Here is a 15,124-nt window from a genome sequence, read left to right on the forward strand (position 1 = left end):
CACCGTGCTTGTTGCTTGCCGTCGATCAATCAGGAGGAGAGGAGGGGAGTCAATATGTCCCCGCGGTCCTTATGTCTGCCGGTCATTCCGGGGCGCGCGCCCTTCGCGCGCGAACCCGGAATCCCGAAATTGGGGAAACGTCGGAGTCGCAGAACAGCTCGAGATTCCGGGTTCGCTCACTTTCGTGAGCGCCCCGGAATGACGTGCATGTTGCAAGAGCTACCAGCTCGCCGTGGCCTTCATGGTCGGCACGCCGTCGGCGTTGGCGGTCCACAGCTCGAGGCCGGTTGCGGTCTCGTTGGCGTTGACGCTGAAGTCGGCGCCGTCGAACAGCGGCTGGACGCCGCGATAGCTGAACGTCTTCGGCGCACTGCCCTTGAGCTTGGCGGCGAATTCGACCAGCAGCGCGGCCTGCATCGGGCCGTGCACGATCAGGCCGGGATAGCCCTCGACCTTGGTGACATAGTCGCGGTCGTAGTGGATGCGGTGGCCGTTGAAGGTCAGCGCCGAATAGCGGAACAGCAGCACCGGATCGGCGAGATGGCTCTCGCGATGCTTGGCGGCCGGCGGCGCAGCCGCAGGCTTGGCCGGCGCTGCCGGAGCGGCGGACGGCGGCGGCACGTCGCGATAGACGATGTCCTGGCGGTCGCGGATCGCAACGCCGCGGGGCGTGGTGATCTCATGATTGACGGTGACGAAGCACAGCGTGCCGGTCGAGCCCTGCTTGATCGTCACGTCGCCGATCGTCGAGGTCCGGGTCACTTCGTCGCCGACCTTGAGCGCGTCGACGAACTGCAGTTCGCCGCCCGCCCACATCCGGCGCGGCAGCGGCACCGGCGGCAGGAAGCCGCCGCGGGTCGGATGGCCGTCGGGGCCGAGCTGATCCATCGGGTACACCGGCTGGCCGAGGCACCAATGCACGGTGAACGGCGCGGCGTCGCCGGCCTGTGGCTTGCCGATGTCGAGGAACAGCGTCGCGCGCAGGCCCTTGACGAGTTGCGGCGTGACCAAGTCGGTGGCCTGTTCGCTGCGGCCGATCCACTGCCGCAGATGATCGATATCGAGCGCGTCGGTCATGCTGGTCCTCGCTTACTTGCCCGCTTACTTGCGCTTGTCGCCGATGCCCGGCACGGCGCCGTAGTGCCGGTCCTCGCCGACCACGATCGCGGCCGGCGCCGGATAGGTCACCTTGCCGTTCGGGGTGTCGACCTCGATCCGGCGCAGATGCGGATGGTGCGACAGGTCTTCCATGGTGTTGACTTCGGCGAATGCGATGTCGGCTGCGGCCAGATGTTCGAGCAGATCGTCGCGGGTCAGCGAACCGAAGATGTCGGCGACGATCTTGTCGGTGTAGGCGCGGTTCTTCACCCGCTCGACGCCGCTGCACAGCCGCGGATCGGTCGCGAGGTCCGGCTGGCGCAGCACGTCCGAGCACAGCTTCTTCCACTCGCGCTCGCTCTGGATCGAGATCAGGATATCCTTGCCGTCTTTCGAGGTGAACACGCCGTAGGGCGCGATCGACGGATGAGCGAGGCCGAGCCGCTTCGGCGGATTGCCGGCCTCGGCGTTGAGCAGCGGCACGGTCAGCCAGTCGGCCATCACGTCGAACATCGAGATCCGGATGTCGGCACCCTGGCCGGTGCGGCCGCGGCCGATCAAGGCCTCGAGGATTGCCGCGTGCGCCGTTGCGCCGGTGGCGACGTCGACGATCGACATGCCGACACGCGAGGCGCTTTCCGGGCCGCCGGTGATCGAGGCGAGACCGCTCTCGGCCTGGATCAGCAGATCATAGGCCTTGCGATGAGCGTAGGGGCCGTCATCGCCGTAGCCGGAGATCGTGCAGATGATCAGCTTCGGATAGTCCTTGCGCAGCCGCTCGCGGGCGAAGCCGAGCTTGTCCATCGAGCCGGGCTTCAGATTCTGCAGCAGCACGTCGGCCGAGGCGATCAGCTTTTCCAGCTCGGCGCGGCCCTCCTTGGTGGCGAGGTCGACCACCGCGGATTCCTTGCCGCGGTTGAGCCAGACGAAGTAGCTGCTCTGGCCCTTGGCGGCGTGATCGTAGCCGCGGGCGAAGTCGCCCTCGGGGCGTTCGATCTTGATGACATGGGCGCCGGCATCGGCCAGCCGCGAGCTGCAATACGGCGCCGCGACCGCCTGTTCGACGGCGATGACGGTCAGTCCTTCGAGCGGAAGCATCAATAGTCCCCACAGTGGTCATTCCGGGGCGCCGCGCAGCGGCGAACCCGGAATCCAGATGTTATCTGCGTGTCAGATTCCGGGTTCGCGCGTTCCGCGCGCCCCGGAATGACAAGCGTGTTGTCCGGCGGCGGGCGCACGCCGTGGGCGGCTGGCAATCAGTACGACCGCGGCATCCCGAGCACGTGCTCGGCGAGATGCGACAGGATCAGGTTGGTCGAGATCGGTGCGACCTGATACAGCCGGGTTTCGCGGAACTTGCGCTCGACGTCGTATTCCTCGGCGAAGCCGAAGCCGCCATGGGTCTGGATGCAGGCGTTGGCCGCTTCGAACGACGCATCGGCGGAGAGCATCTTGGCCATGTTGGCTTCGGCGCCGCAATCCATGCCGGCTTCGTATTTGCGGGTGGCTTCCTTCACCATCAGCTCGGCGGCGCGCATGTTGGCGTAGGCCTTGGCGATCGGGAACTGGATGCCCTGGTTCTGGCCGATCGGGCGGCCGAACACGGTGCGGTCCTTGGCGTAGGCGCTGGCCTTGGCGATGAACCACTTGGCGTCGCCGACGCACTCCGAGGCGATCAGGATGCGCTCGGCATTCATGCCGGACAGGATGTAGCGGAAGCCCTTGCCTTCCTCGCCGATCAGATTCTCCTTCGGCACCTTGAGGTCGGTGAAGAACACTTCGGTGGTGGCGTGGTTCATCATGGTGCGGATCGGGCGGATCTCGAGGCCATGGCCGCGCGCCTCGCGCATGTCGACCAGGAACACCGACAGGCCCTCGGTCTTCTTGGTCACCTGATCCTTCGGCGTGGTGCGCGCGAGCAGGATCATCAGGTCGGAATATTCGGCGCGGCTGGTCCAGATCTTCTGGCCGTTGACGACGTAGTCGCCGTTATCGTCTTTCTTGGCGAAGGTCTTCAGCGAGGTGGTGTCGGTGCCCGAGGTCGGCTCGGTGACGCCGAACGCCTGCAGCCGCAGTTCACCGCTGGCGATCTTCGGCAGCCACTTGGCCTTCTGCTCGTCGCTGCCGTGCCGCAGCAGAGTACCCATGGTGTACATCTGGGCGTGGCAGCCGCCGCCGTTGCAGCCGGCGCGCTGGATCTCTTCCAGGATCGCGGCCGCCGCCGACAGCTTCAGACCGGCGCCGCCGTACTCCTCCGGGATCAGAACCGAAAGGTAGCCGGCCTCCGTCAGGGCGTCGACGAACGCCTTGGGATAGGCCATCTCGCGGTCGAGTTTGCGCCAGTATTCGCCGGGAAACTGCGCGCACAGTTTGGCGACGGCGTCGCGGATGTCGTGGTATTCGTCCTGCTCCGCGGCATGGTGTTTCATCGGCTGCGTCTTCTTGTTGGTTTTGGGGGGAGGTCATGAGACCTGGACCGGCAAGGACTCGTAGCCCTTGACGAAGCTCGAATACACCCGCTTCGGCTCCCCGACAACTTCAATGCGCGTAAAACGCTTAAGCATCTCCTCCCATACGATCCTCAGTTGCAATTCGGCCAGACGCATCCCGACGCACCGATGGATACCGAAACCGAACGACAGGTGGATCCGGGCCCGGGCGCGGTCGATGATGAATTCCTCCGGGCGCTCGATCACCTCGTCGTCGCGATTGCCCGAAACGTACCACATCACCACCCGGTCGCCCTTGCGGATGGTCTTGCCGCCGAGCTCGGTGTCCGCAAGGGCGGTGCGGCGCATGTGCGCCAGCGGGGTCTGCCAGCGGATCACCTCCGGCACCATGGTGTCGATCAGCTTCGGATTGGCCCGCAGCTTCTCGAACTCCTGCGGGTTCTCGTTCAGCGCCAGCACCGAGCCCGACATGGTGTTGCGGGTGGTGTCGTTGCCGCCGACGATCAACAGCAGGATGTTGCCGATCAGGTTGTCGCGGTCCATCTCCCGGGTGGCGTCGTGATGCGCCATCATCGACAGCAGGTCGTTGCGCGGCTCCGAGTTCACCCGCTCGTTCCACATCCGGGCGAAATACGCGGCGCATTCGTTCAGTTCGTCGCGGCGCTGCTGCTCGGATTCGACCACGCCGCTCTTCGGCAGCGCGGTAGCGACGTCCGACCAGCGCGTCAGCTTGCGGCGCTCGTCGAACGGAAAATCGAACAGCGTCGCCAGCATCTGGGTGGTCAGCTCGATCGAGACACGGTCGACGAAGTTGAAGGTCTCGCCCCGCGGCAGGCCGTCCAGCACCTTCTGGGTCCGGCCGCGGATCAGCACGGCGAGTTCGTCCAGATGGTCCGGCGTGAACATCGGCGACACCGTCTTGCGCTGCGCCGAATGCCGCGGCTCGTCCATCGCGATGAAGCTCGGCCAGTCGTAGCCGACCGGCGCGTCGCGGATCGAGATGCCGCCCAGCGTCGAATCCGACGAGAAGATCTGGTGGCTGGTGTCGACATGCATGATGTCGTTGTACTTGGTCACGCTCCAGTACGGCTCGATCGGCGCGTTGGTGCAGTAGTGCACCGGCTCTTCCTTGCGCAGCCGTTCGAACCACGGCCACAGCGTGTCGTCGCGGAAGTGCCGCGGCGCACCGGGGTGGAAGTCCTTCAGCGGGGTCGCATAGGCTTCCTCGCGCGCCGCCCGCAGCCGCGCCGCTTTTCCGCTCTCGATGGTGCCGTGCATCGTCGTCCTCCCTGGCCATGTCGTGGACGCTCGCCGCGTGTCGGCGGCGGTCGCGATCGGATTTTCGGTCCCGCCATGGTTCGGTCCGGCGGGTTCGGCTTTATGATCAGATCGTCAACCGGCGGCTGCGGCAAGGCACCTTTGCGGGGCTTGCCCGGCGGTTCGAACAAATTGATTTGACGGTAGAAAAGCGCCCGCGCGGCGACTTGCGTCGACAAGCTGGACAGCATGCTGCGGCGCCCCACCATTGGAGCCTTCTCAGGCTCCCGGCGCCGTGACATGGTGCGCGCAAACAACACACGGCGGCGCGACGAGGTGCCGCCGAGCGGAGCGAGCACCCAGCATGATTCCCAACGCGCAGAGCCTGTTCAACTTCGATCTCGGCGAGACCGCCGACGCGATCCGCGAGACCGTTCGCGACTTCGCCGCCAACGAGATCGCGCCGCGCGCCGAGGCCATCGACAAGACCAACACCTTCCCGCGCGACCTGTGGCCGAAGCTCGGCGAGCTCGGTCTGCACGGCATCACCGTCGAGGAAGACTACGGCGGCGCCGGGCTCGGCTATCTCGAGCACTGCATCGCCATGGAGGAGATCTCGCGCGCCTCGGCCTCGGTCGGCCTGTCCTACGGCGCGCACTCCAACCTCTGCATCAATCAGATACGCCGCAACGGCAACGAAGCGCAGAAGCGCAAATATCTGCCGAAGCTGATCTCGGGCGAGCACGTCGGCGCGCTGGCGATGAGCGAGCCCGGCGCCGGCTCCGACGTGGTGTCGATGAAGACCCGCGCCGAGAAGAAGGGCGACCGTTACGTCCTGAACGGCAACAAGATGTGGATCACCAACGGCCCGATCGCTGAGACGCTGGTGGTCTACGCCAAGACCGATCCGGCCGCTGGTCCGCGCGGCATGACGGCGTTCCTGATCGAGAAGGGCTTCAAGGGATTCAGCACCGCGCAAAAGCTCGACAAGCTCGGGATGCGCGGCTCCGACACCGGCGAACTGGTGTTCGAGGATTGCGAAGTGCCGGAGGAGAACGTGCTCGGCGAGGTCGGCCGCGGCGTCAACGTGCTGATGAGCGGGCTCGATTACGAGCGCGCGGTGCTGGCCGCCGGCCCGGTCGGCATCATGCAGGCCTGCATGGACGTGGTGCTGCCCTATGTGCACGAGCGCAAGCAGTTCGGCGAGCCGATCGGCACCTTCCAACTGGTGCAAGGCAAGGTCGCCGACATGTACGTGACGATGAACGCCTCGCGCGCCTACGTCTATGCGGTGGCGAAGGCCTGCGATCGCGGCGAGACCACGCGTGAAGACGCTGCCGGCGCGATCCTGTACGCCGCAGAACGCGCCACGCAATGCGCGCTCGACGCGATCCAGTTGCTCGGCGGCAACGGCTACATCAACGACTATCCGACCGGCCGCCTCTTGCGCGATGCCAAGCTCTACGAAATCGGCGCCGGCACCAGCGAGATCCGCCGCATGCTGATCGGCCGGGAGCTGTTCACCAAGACGGCATAAGGAGTCCCCTTCACCGAGGACGCCACTGTGGCGCCCTTGCTTTGCCATCGGCCGCCCCTAAAGCTCCTCCCTTGCTCCGAATTCGAGGGAGAAATCATGGACGCGAAGGAAGTCGCCGCGCATTGGGAGAGCAACGCCGAGACATGGACCATGCTCTCCCGCGCCGGCCATGATCGATACCGGGATGCGTTGAATACGCCGGCCTTCCTCGCGATGCTGCCGCCGGTTGCCGGTCTTGGAGGGCTTGATCTCGGTTGCGGCGATGGCACCAACACGCGTGCCGTCGCGCGGCTGGGCGCGTCGATGACGGGCCTCGACATCGCCCCGACCTTCCTGCGTCATGCCCGCGAAGCCGAGCGACGTGATCCTCTCGGCGTGAACTACGTACTGGGAGACGGGCTCACGCTGCCGTTTGCCGACCGAAGTTTCGATTTCGTAACGGCCTTCATGTCGATGATGGACATGGTCGACCAGGCGGCAACGCTGCGGGAGGTGGCGCGACTGCTGAGGCCGGGAGGCTTCCTGCAGTTCTCCATCCTGCACCCCTGCTTCGTGCCGCCGACACGCCGCAACATCCGGAATGCGCAGGGGGCTCCGGTGGCTGTGGAAGTGGCCGACTACTTCGACGAGAGCGACGGCCGCGTCGAACGATGGTTGTTTTCCAGTGTTTCGCCCGAGCAGCAGGCCGTGCTGACGCCGTTTGCGGTGCCCCGCTTTCACCGCACGCTGTCGACCTGGGTCGCGATGATCGTCGGGGCAGGGCTCTCGATCGAGGCATTCGGTGAGCCGAGGGCCTCGGAAGAGGTTGCGGCGGCCGAACCGATTGTGGCCGACACGCGGGTGGCGCCGATCTTTCTGCATGTCCGCGCGAGGCTTCCGGCGACGCTCCAGAGCGGTTCATCGATTGATTGAAGCGAACTTTGCCCTTCCCTAAGGGCACGGAGTCCTCGTCCTGAGGAGCCCGGCAATGCCGGGCGTCTCGAAGGATGAGGAGCCGTCAGGCCTGCAGCGCATGGTTCGAGACGGCGCTTCGCGCCTCCTCACCATGAGGTTGTACCTGTTGTGAGCACTCCAAGGCACAGCCGCGATTCCATCACAAGACAGAAACGTTCTAGCGCGTCAGCCGGTTCACCCTGGCGACGTAGCTCCTGACGTCTGTGAGGACTTGCGGCAGCACGGCTTTGACTTCGGGGACGGTCATGCCGGGGCGGATCGCCGGATGGTACAGGATGTTCAACAGGTACTGATCGTAGACGTCGAAATAGCCCTTCTGCACGTCGTCGTTGAACATCGTCCACGGCACTTCGTCGGTGTCGTTGATCGGGCCGAGCGACTGCAGCAGTTCCTCATAGGCGCAGTCGCGGAACACGAAGTCGCCGTTGTCGACCGTGAGGATGACGTCCGAGCGTTCGATCTCGAAGCGGTCGTTCTTGCGGAACCCGGACAGGCATTGCGGGTCGAGGCTGTCGTGGATCTCTCTGGCGCGCTCTTCGCCGTAGAAGGCCGCGATCGTCTTGCGCAGGTTGCGGTCGCGGACCAGATGCACGGTGACGTTGGCCTCGTCGGCGTTGTCGGTCATCGCGATGTCGAGATGCTGGATACGTCCCGCGATGTCGGCGACGATCCGGGCGAGTTCCGCGCGGCGGTGGGCATGGCCGTCGCCTTCGGCGTAGACCCGCACCGGCGCCTCGTATTTGCGGATGCGGTCGACCCGTCCGGCGAGATGATATTCGGCGCCGAACGCGGTCTTGAAGAACCCGTCGACGATCTGGTTGTCGGTGAAGTCGATCTTCTCGGAGCGCTGATGGCCGGAGAAGTCGGTCGCTTCACGGCCGCCGGCCGGCACCGCCACGAGCAGGCCGGCCACGGCGACCACCGCCGCCGCGAGTGCAGGTCGAAGATGCCGGGCGCCGCATTGCATTGCGAAAGGCTGCCGGAATTCGCTCAGCCGCACAACCGGCAATTCGACAGGGGCCGGCTGTGCACGCAGCCCTCGGCGGATCGTGTCAGTTCTTGACCACCACCACGGTGCCGACCCGGACCCGGTCGTACAGATCCTTGACGTCGTCGTTGGTCATGCGGAAGCAGCCGGACGACACCGCCTGGCCGATCGTCTCCGGTTCGTTGGAGCCGTGGATGCGGTACAGCGTCGAGCCGAGATACATCGCCCGCGCGCCCAGCGGATTGTCCTCGCCGCCGGCCATGTAGCGCGGCAGATCGGGGCGGCGGCGCAGCATCTGGGCCGGCGGCGTCCAGCCCGGCCACTCGCGCTTGGCGGTGATGCGGTGAGTGCCCGACCAGCGGAAGCCGTCGCGGCCGACCCCGATGCCGTAGCGCAGCGCGGTGCCGTCGCCCTGGACCAGGTAGAGCCGGCGCTCGCGGGTGCTGATGACGATGGTTCCCGGAGCATACCGGCCCTCGAACATCACCGTTTCGCGCGGGATCGGATTGGCGCTCGGGCCCGACTGATAGAACGGTCCGAAGCCCATCACCGCGCGCAGGTCCATTTCCTGCGCCGAAGCGGCGGTCGGCAGGGTGGCGATCGAGATCAGCGCGAGCGCACTGGCGGCAAGTCGACGAACCATTCCGAAACCTCGCAATCTTCGTTTCGCTCCGAACTGGCCACAATCGCACCGATTGCGCAAGCCGGCCGCGGTACGCAGCCGCACGCGTCCGCCGCAGTCCTGCCGCGCGCCGTCTCCCTTTGACGAAGCGGTGGAACAATGATTGATCGGATGCAGAAATTGCAAATCGGGAGCGAAACGATGAATGGTGCCGAGAGTCTGGTGCGGACGCTGGTCAAGGGCGGCGTCGATGTCTGCTTCACCAATCCCGGCACTTCGGAAATGCACTTCGTCGCCGCGCTCGACCGGGTCGAGGGGATGCGCTGCGTGCTCGGCCTGTTCGAGGGCGTCGTCACCGGCGCCGCCGACGGCTACTACCGGATGAAGGGCACGCCGGCCTTGACGCTGCTGCATCTCGGCCCCGGTCTCGCCAACGGCCTTGCCAATCTGCACAACGCCAAGAAGGCGGCCTCCGGCATCGTCAACATCGTCGGCCAGCACGCCACCTACCACATCGACTACAACGCGCCGCTGACCTCGGATATCGAAGGCCTGGCGCGGCCGATGTCGGCCTGGGTCCGCACCTCGCCGGATGCCAGATCGGTGGCGCGCGACGGTGCCGCCGCGATCGCCGCGGCCAAGAGCTCGCCGGCGCAGATCGCCACCCTGATCCTGCCGGCCGACACCGCCTGGAACGAGGCCGACGGTGTCGCCGACGTGCCGGAACACAGTCAGCGTCCGAGCTATTCGCCGCAGGCGGTCGAGGCCGCCGCGCGCGTGCTGCGTTCCGGCGAGCCGACGCTGTTGCTGCTCTCCGGCAATGCGCTCACCGAGCACGGCCTGGCGCTGGCGCATCGCATCGCCGGCAAGACCGGCGCTAAGGTGATGGGCCAGACCTACAACGCCCGGATGGCACGCGGGCAGGGTCGCTACTGGATCGAGCGGATTCCGTATGTGGTCGATGCCGCGCTGCCGATCCTCAAGCAGTTCCGCCACATCGTGCTGGTCGAGGCGATGGATCCGGTGGCGTTCTTCGCTTATCCGGACAAGCCGAGCCTGCTGAAGCCGGAAGGCTGCGAGGCGCACCGCGTCACGGAAGTGGGCGAGAATTCGGTCGCGGCGCTGGAAGCGCTGGCCGGCGCGCTCGGCGCCAAGGCGAGCGACGCCGCGCCGCAGAAGCTGGTCGAAATCGCGAGGCCGACCGGCGCGCTGACGTTGGACAACATCGCCCAGGCGATCGCCATGGCGATCCCGGAGAACGGCATCGTGATCGATGAATCGATCACCACCGGCCGCGGCTTCTTTCCGCCGACGGCGGCGGCCGCACCGCACGACTGGCTGCAGAATCTCGGCGGCTCGATCGGGTTCTCGCCGCCGGTCGCGGTCGGCGCCGCGGTGGCCTGCCCGGACCGCAAGGTGCTGTGCATGGTCGGCGACGGCAGCGCGATGTACACCGTGCAGGCGCTGTGGACCCAGGCGCGCGAAAATCTCGACGTCACCACCGTGGTGTTCGCCAATCGCAAGTATCAGATCCTGCGCGGCGAGTTCGACGGTGTCGGCGCCGGCAAGCCCGGCCAGCGCGCCGAGGACATGCTGACGCTGGACCGCCCGGATCTCGACTGGGTGGCGCTCGCCAAGGGCATGGGCGTGCCGGCCAAAAACGTGTCGACCGCCGACGAGCTGAACGCGGCGCTCGCCGCCGGCCTTTCCAGCGGCGGCCCGAACCTGATCGCGGTGCAGATGTAGTCTGGCCGGCGCCGTCCGGCGGATTCGCGTTTCGGACAGTTGTCGAACCGGTCGCCGGCGACGTAGCCTGCCGCCGCGGCCGGGCATGGCCGCGGGTGGAGCTGGCATGAAGCGCTATCTGATCTTTGCTGCGATCGGTCCGTTGATCGGCGGTCTGCTGCTGTTGTTCGCGACGACCTATCTGTCGGGCTATTGGGCTCACACCAACCTGATGGAAGTGAAGAAGTTCTTCGTCGTGTTGTTCAAGTCGCTGCAATACAGCTATCTGTTCGGCCTGCTGCCGGCGCTGATGATGGCGGCGATCGACGAGATCGTCTGCCACATCCGCCGCATCGGTCCCGCCGTCCGCGTGGTGATCGTCGGCGTGATCGGCTTCGTCGCCACCGCCTTCATGTACGGCAATCGCGGCGCCGATGCCGGCGTCCTGCAATTTGTGCTGTACGGCCTGGTCGGCCTGGTGCCGGCGATGCTGTCGTCCTGGCTGGCGCACAAATTCTGCGCGCCCGTCACCGCCGAGACCAAGCAGGCCTCGGCCTGACCGAGCCGGCACTCAGCGAACCACCCCCGCAGGATGGGCTGAGCGCAGCGAAATCCGTCACGTCATCGCAGGCTGGCTGTCGGGCGCGTGCGACAGGCACGGCACCACGATGAGAAGCCGCGTCACGCCGTCTCGAACCATCCGCACGGGCAATGTCTTGTTCGGCTCAGCGGGCTCCCGCCGCCGCTTCGCCCCAGCCGCTCAGGCTTTCGATCGCATTGTCCTGCAGCGCGCCTTCGAGCTTGGCCTTCAGCTCGGCATGGCGCGCCCGCGCCGCCGCCGCATGGTCGGCGGTCATGCCGCTGTCGAAGGCGCGGACCAGCGGGCTGAGCAGCAGAAACTCCTCGGTCTCCTTCTGCGTCAGGCCGGCGATCACGGTGGAGCCGCGGGCATCCTTGGTCAGCGCCCGGATCTGCTCCAGCCACTGCCGAAGCGAAGTCTCCTGCTCGAGCAACGCGTTGATCTTCTGATCGATGGTGTGAGGCATGGATCGCTCCCTTCCCGACGATGGACAGATGCCATCTGCGATCGTCGCTAAACGAGCGTGCAGTGCGGCCGCATTGTGCCGGATCAATTGCTGCGGTGCGATGGTGTGCGGCGTGGTGGCGCGGGAAACGAGATCGCTGGTAGCCTAGGTGCATCGAACCTTCGCGTTCTTATAAGCCAACGGTTCGCATTGAATCCGAAGGAGGAAGGTTAGGCGCGCTTTACACACGGTGCCGCCGGGGACCGTTGTGATATTTTAGACCGAAGTGTCCACCATTCTCCGACTGAGAGCCAAGTGGCTGAGTTAAGTCCGTCGCAAAGTGCATATTGCCGGAAGTGACGTCGATTAATTTGTGTAGATGGTCTAAAAACTAGATAGGAACATTGTTAGCGCGTATGTGTCGCGAAACTTATTCGGAGTCTACGGGTAATGGCGGATCAAACTTTTTACTTGGCGTTTGAGCAAGATTCAGAGTCGGGCGAATGGCTTAGACTATTTGTTTCTGAGGAAATGCAGAAAGCTCAAAAGTGGATCGATGATCGGCAGTCAGAAGGGGTGGATGAGGCGGTTGTATTGCAGTCCTCAACGCCTGAGGTTGGAGGCTCCACCGAAACGCCTTCGACTGCCACGTTCGGCGGAATCACAAAGGAATTTTTGCTGTCGATCAATAAGATGCATCGGCTCATTCCGATCACAATGACATTGCTGCCCAACGTGGAAAGGTATGAGTTCGATCGGAGGATTTATCAGCCTGTCTCGAAGACGGCCAAGAAGATCGGTCAGGCTGACCAGTTTCAGCTCTATGAATGCAAGGTGGATGCCTTGCCGAAGATACGTCGGGCGTTGCGAGAGATCGAGCATCTTCGCGAGGGGACATCGAGTTTGCCCGGGATGTTCCTGATGGGCTTGGTTAGCACGTATGACGCATTTCTGGCCGACTTGTTGAGGTTGGTGTTTTTGTCGAAGCCGGAAATGTTGGCTGCTTCGGAAAGGATACTATCGTTTAAGGAGTTGACTGAATTGGGGTCAGTGGAGGCTGCCAGGGAATATATTCTAGCGAAGGAAGTAGAGGCCTTTCTCCGAAAGAGTCATCATGAACAGATTGCTTCTCTTGAGGCTAAATTGGGCATGCCTCTGCGAATAGATCTTCCGGTTTGGCCTCGATTTATTGAAGTGTGCGAAAGACGAAATCTAATCGCTCATACGAATGGGGCGGTGTCTCAGCAATATATCCAGGTCTGCAAGGACCATAACGTTGATGTCGGAGATTTGAAGGTTGGCGATCAGCTGGTGATATCTGCGAAGTACTTGAATGCGTCGGTGGATGTTGTTCTGGAATTCGGGTGGAAGTTAATCCAGACGTGTTGGCGGAAGTTGAGGCCTGAGGAGTTAAAGGAGGCGGCGGAGTCCCTGGTGATAGAAAGCTACGAGCTGTTGAGGATCAGGCGTTTCAAGATGGTTCAGGCGATGCTCGAATTCGGTCTTGGTCAGAAACGGCACGACTCTGATCTTTATCGGAAGATGATGGTGGTTAACTTGGCGATCGCCCTAAAATGCATAGGTGATGAGAGGCGAGCAGTGGACTTGCTCGCAAAGGAGGACTGGACTGCAGCGGCGGATAAGTTCCGAATATGCGTAGCTGCTGTGTTGGAGGATGTTGATCAAGTTGTGGGACTAATGTCCAAAATCTCCGATGATCAGGTGAACAGGCTTGCATTCCGAGAATGGCCTGCTTTCCAATGGGTAGTTAGCAACACGGCGTTCATCGCAGCCTTTGAAGCCCGGTATGGCGAGCCATTTGTTACGGACTGGGAGACGTCCGTCGAAAAACGATCAACCGAGGAAGGACGAGGCGACCAGGAAGGTCAGGAAACTTCTGCACATCTCAACCGGCAGAAATAAATGGTGGGCGCACAAGGGATCGAACCTTGGACCTCTCCCGTGTGAAGGGAACGCTCTCCCGCTGAGCTATGCGCCCGGGACCGGTTGGGGACTAGGGGCCGCGAAGCGGCCGGTCGAACCACCGTAGAGGCGCGATTTACGAAGTGCGGGGCGGGGGTGTCAAGCGGCAACGGCCGGCTTCGGCAGATTTGCCCAGATCGTCGCCGGATGCGGCGCGGTTCAGCCGGTCTGGCGGGCGCGCGAGGCGTGGGATTGCAGCGCGCGGATACGATCGGCCAGCGTGCCGCCTGTCACCACCGGGGCGACGGTGGCGCCGGCGCTCTTGCTGCCGTTGGCGGCCTTACCGCCCTTCGCCGGCCTGGCCGGTGCCGGCTGCGCCGTCAGCATGGCCTGGATCGGCGAATCCGGGCCTTCCAGCGTGATCGCCAGCTTGGCGACCTCGGCGGCGATGTCGTTGATCCGCTCGCGCAGCAGCGCGTTCTCCATCCGCTCGGTTTCCCACGAGCTTTCCGCCTGCTGCTTCAGCGCCACCAGCTCGCGCTGCGCCCTGGCGCGCTCGTCGCGGGCCTGGGCGAGCTGATCTTCCAGCGCGGCCTTGTCGTTGCGGATGCGGGCGAGGTCCGGCGATTTGCGGCTGGCGGCGTCGAGCTCGTTGCGCTGTTCGCCGACGGTGCGCAGCGCGGCCTCGTTGGCGGCGCGGAGCTGGTTGTTCTCGGATTCGCGTTCGGCGAGCAGCTTGCTCTGGGCGGCGAGCCGCTCTTCCAGCTCGTGGACGCGGCCGCCCAGCAGCTCGGCTTCCTTGACCTGCAGCAGCAACTGCCGGTCGAGTTCGCCGACCCGCTGGCTCAGGGCCTCGACGCGGCCGCGCGCCTCGTCCAGTTCTTGGGTGGTGGCGGCGGATTCGCCGCGCTGCGCTTCCAGCCGGGTCCGGGCGTCGGCGAAGGCCTTCTCGGCGTCGGTGATCCGCGCCTTCAGCTCCTCGAGCTGGGTGCGCAGCGCCACCAATTCGATCTGCCTGGTGTCGGCCATCGTCGACCGCTCGGTCAGCTCGGCTCCGAGACGGACGATCTCGGCCTGCTTCTCGGCCACCGCGGCCTCGGCGCTGCGCAGCTCCTCGGTCCTGGCGGCGAAGTTCTGCTCGGCGGTCCGAAGCTGCTCCTGCAACGCGGCCTCGCTCGCCTGCAGCGTCTCGATCGCGGCGTATTTCTCGGCGAGTTCGAGCTTGAGGCGGTTGATCGCGTCGGTCTTCTTGCCGATCTCGGCGAATTGGCTGGTGGTCTTGTTCTTGAGCTGGTCGACGCTCATCTCCAGCCGCCGCGCCGACATCGCGAATTCGGCGCGAAGCTGGTCCTTGTCGGCCTGGATCTCCGCCATCGACAGCGGCGTCGCCGCCTCCAGCCGCTTCGTGGTCAGCCGCACCGCGCGATTGTGCACCAGCGGGGCGATCATCAACGCCAGCAGCATCGCGACCAGAAAGCCGATCGCCAGATACATGATCTGTTCGACCATCGATGTCTCCCACACGCGCTCTGGCAATGCGCGCGC

Annotated in this window: 13 protein-coding genes and 1 tRNA gene; 5 read left to right on the plus strand and 9 right to left on the minus strand. The window is 64.7% G+C overall.

The features are described 5' to 3' along the window. Positions 1-219 precede the first annotated feature (219 nt). The 4 genes from FLL57_RS03950 to FLL57_RS03965 form a co-directional block, all read right to left on the minus strand. Positions 220-1,077, minus strand: coding sequence for an FAS1-like dehydratase domain-containing protein (locus FLL57_RS03950; RefSeq protein WP_047309041.1), 858 nt, complete (start codon positions 1,075-1,077; stop codon positions 220-222). Between the two features lie 24 nt (positions 1,078-1,101). Next, on the minus strand, positions 1,102-2,196 hold the full coding sequence (locus FLL57_RS03955; RefSeq protein WP_047309042.1) for a CaiB/BaiF CoA transferase family protein: 1,095 nt from the start codon (positions 2,194-2,196) through the stop codon (positions 1,102-1,104). 158 nt (positions 2,197-2,354) lie between these two features. Then, entirely contained in the window at positions 2,355-3,527 is a 1,173-nt protein-coding gene (locus tag FLL57_RS03960; protein ID WP_142882201.1) for an acyl-CoA dehydrogenase family protein, read from the minus strand. A 33-nt stretch (positions 3,528-3,560) separates the two neighbouring features. Next, a complete protein-coding gene (locus FLL57_RS03965) occupies positions 3,561-4,826 on the minus strand; it encodes a cytochrome P450 (protein WP_142882202.1) in 1,266 nt (421 codons plus the stop codon). Positions 4,827-5,169: 343 nt separating this feature from the next. Between FLL57_RS03965 and FLL57_RS03970 the strand changes: the two genes are divergently transcribed. Both FLL57_RS03970 and FLL57_RS03975 read left to right on the plus strand, forming a co-directional pair. Beyond that, complete coding sequence (locus tag FLL57_RS03970) at positions 5,170-6,342, plus strand: isovaleryl-CoA dehydrogenase (protein ID WP_142882203.1); 1,173 nt, start codon at positions 5,170-5,172, stop codon at positions 6,340-6,342. Between the two features lie 96 nt (positions 6,343-6,438). Further along, on the plus strand, positions 6,439-7,254 hold the full coding sequence (locus tag FLL57_RS03975; RefSeq protein ID WP_013503576.1) for a class I SAM-dependent methyltransferase: 816 nt from the start codon (positions 6,439-6,441) through the stop codon (positions 7,252-7,254). A 199-nt stretch (positions 7,255-7,453) separates the two neighbouring features. Here FLL57_RS03975 and FLL57_RS03980 read toward each other — a convergent pair whose 3' ends face one another. After that, a complete protein-coding gene (locus FLL57_RS03980; protein ID WP_142882204.1) occupies positions 7,454-8,263 on the minus strand; it encodes a DUF2927 domain-containing protein in 810 nt (269 codons plus the stop codon). Positions 8,264-8,348: 85 nt separating this feature from the next. Beyond that, positions 8,349-8,927: a L,D-transpeptidase gene (locus tag FLL57_RS03985; RefSeq protein ID WP_142882205.1), complete on the minus strand. Its 579-nt coding sequence runs from the start codon at positions 8,925-8,927 to the stop codon at positions 8,349-8,351. 180 nt (positions 8,928-9,107) lie between these two features. Here FLL57_RS03985 and FLL57_RS03990 point away from each other — a divergent pair, with 180 nt between their 5' ends. Together FLL57_RS03990 and FLL57_RS03995 are read left to right on the plus strand one after the other, a co-directional pair. Continuing rightward, the gene (locus FLL57_RS03990; protein WP_142882206.1) at positions 9,108-10,652 is read left to right on the plus strand and encodes an acetolactate synthase large subunit; all 1,545 of its coding nucleotides are present in this window, start codon (positions 9,108-9,110) and stop codon (positions 10,650-10,652) included. Positions 10,653-10,758: 106 nt separating this feature from the next. Continuing rightward, on the plus strand, positions 10,759-11,190 hold the full coding sequence (locus FLL57_RS03995; RefSeq protein WP_013503571.1) for a DUF5413 family protein: 432 nt from the start codon (positions 10,759-10,761) through the stop codon (positions 11,188-11,190). A 166-nt stretch (positions 11,191-11,356) separates the two neighbouring features. Here FLL57_RS03995 and FLL57_RS04000 read toward each other — a convergent pair whose 3' ends face one another. Next, positions 11,357-11,677: a hypothetical protein gene (locus FLL57_RS04000; protein ID WP_013503570.1), complete on the minus strand. Its 321-nt coding sequence runs from the start codon at positions 11,675-11,677 to the stop codon at positions 11,357-11,359. Between the two features lie 429 nt (positions 11,678-12,106). Here FLL57_RS04000 and FLL57_RS04005 point away from each other — a divergent pair, with 429 nt between their 5' ends. Next, positions 12,107-13,579: a hypothetical protein gene (locus tag FLL57_RS04005; RefSeq protein ID WP_142882207.1), complete on the plus strand. Its 1,473-nt coding sequence runs from the start codon at positions 12,107-12,109 to the stop codon at positions 13,577-13,579. A 1-nt stretch (position 13,580) separates the two neighbouring features. On the opposite strand, the gene FLL57_RS04010 is transcribed toward FLL57_RS04005, so the two are convergent. Then, positions 13,581-13,655 (minus strand) — tRNA-Val (locus tag FLL57_RS04010). A 143-nt stretch (positions 13,656-13,798) separates the two neighbouring features. Next, a complete protein-coding gene (locus FLL57_RS04015) occupies positions 13,799-15,088 on the minus strand; it encodes a hypothetical protein (protein ID WP_142882208.1) in 1,290 nt (429 codons plus the stop codon). Positions 15,089-15,124: the final 36 nt, after the last annotated feature.

Origin of the sequence: Rhodopseudomonas palustris (genome assembly GCF_007005445.1) — a bacterium.
Taxonomy (GTDB): Bacteria; Pseudomonadota; Alphaproteobacteria; order Rhizobiales; family Xanthobacteraceae; genus Rhodopseudomonas; species Rhodopseudomonas palustris_G.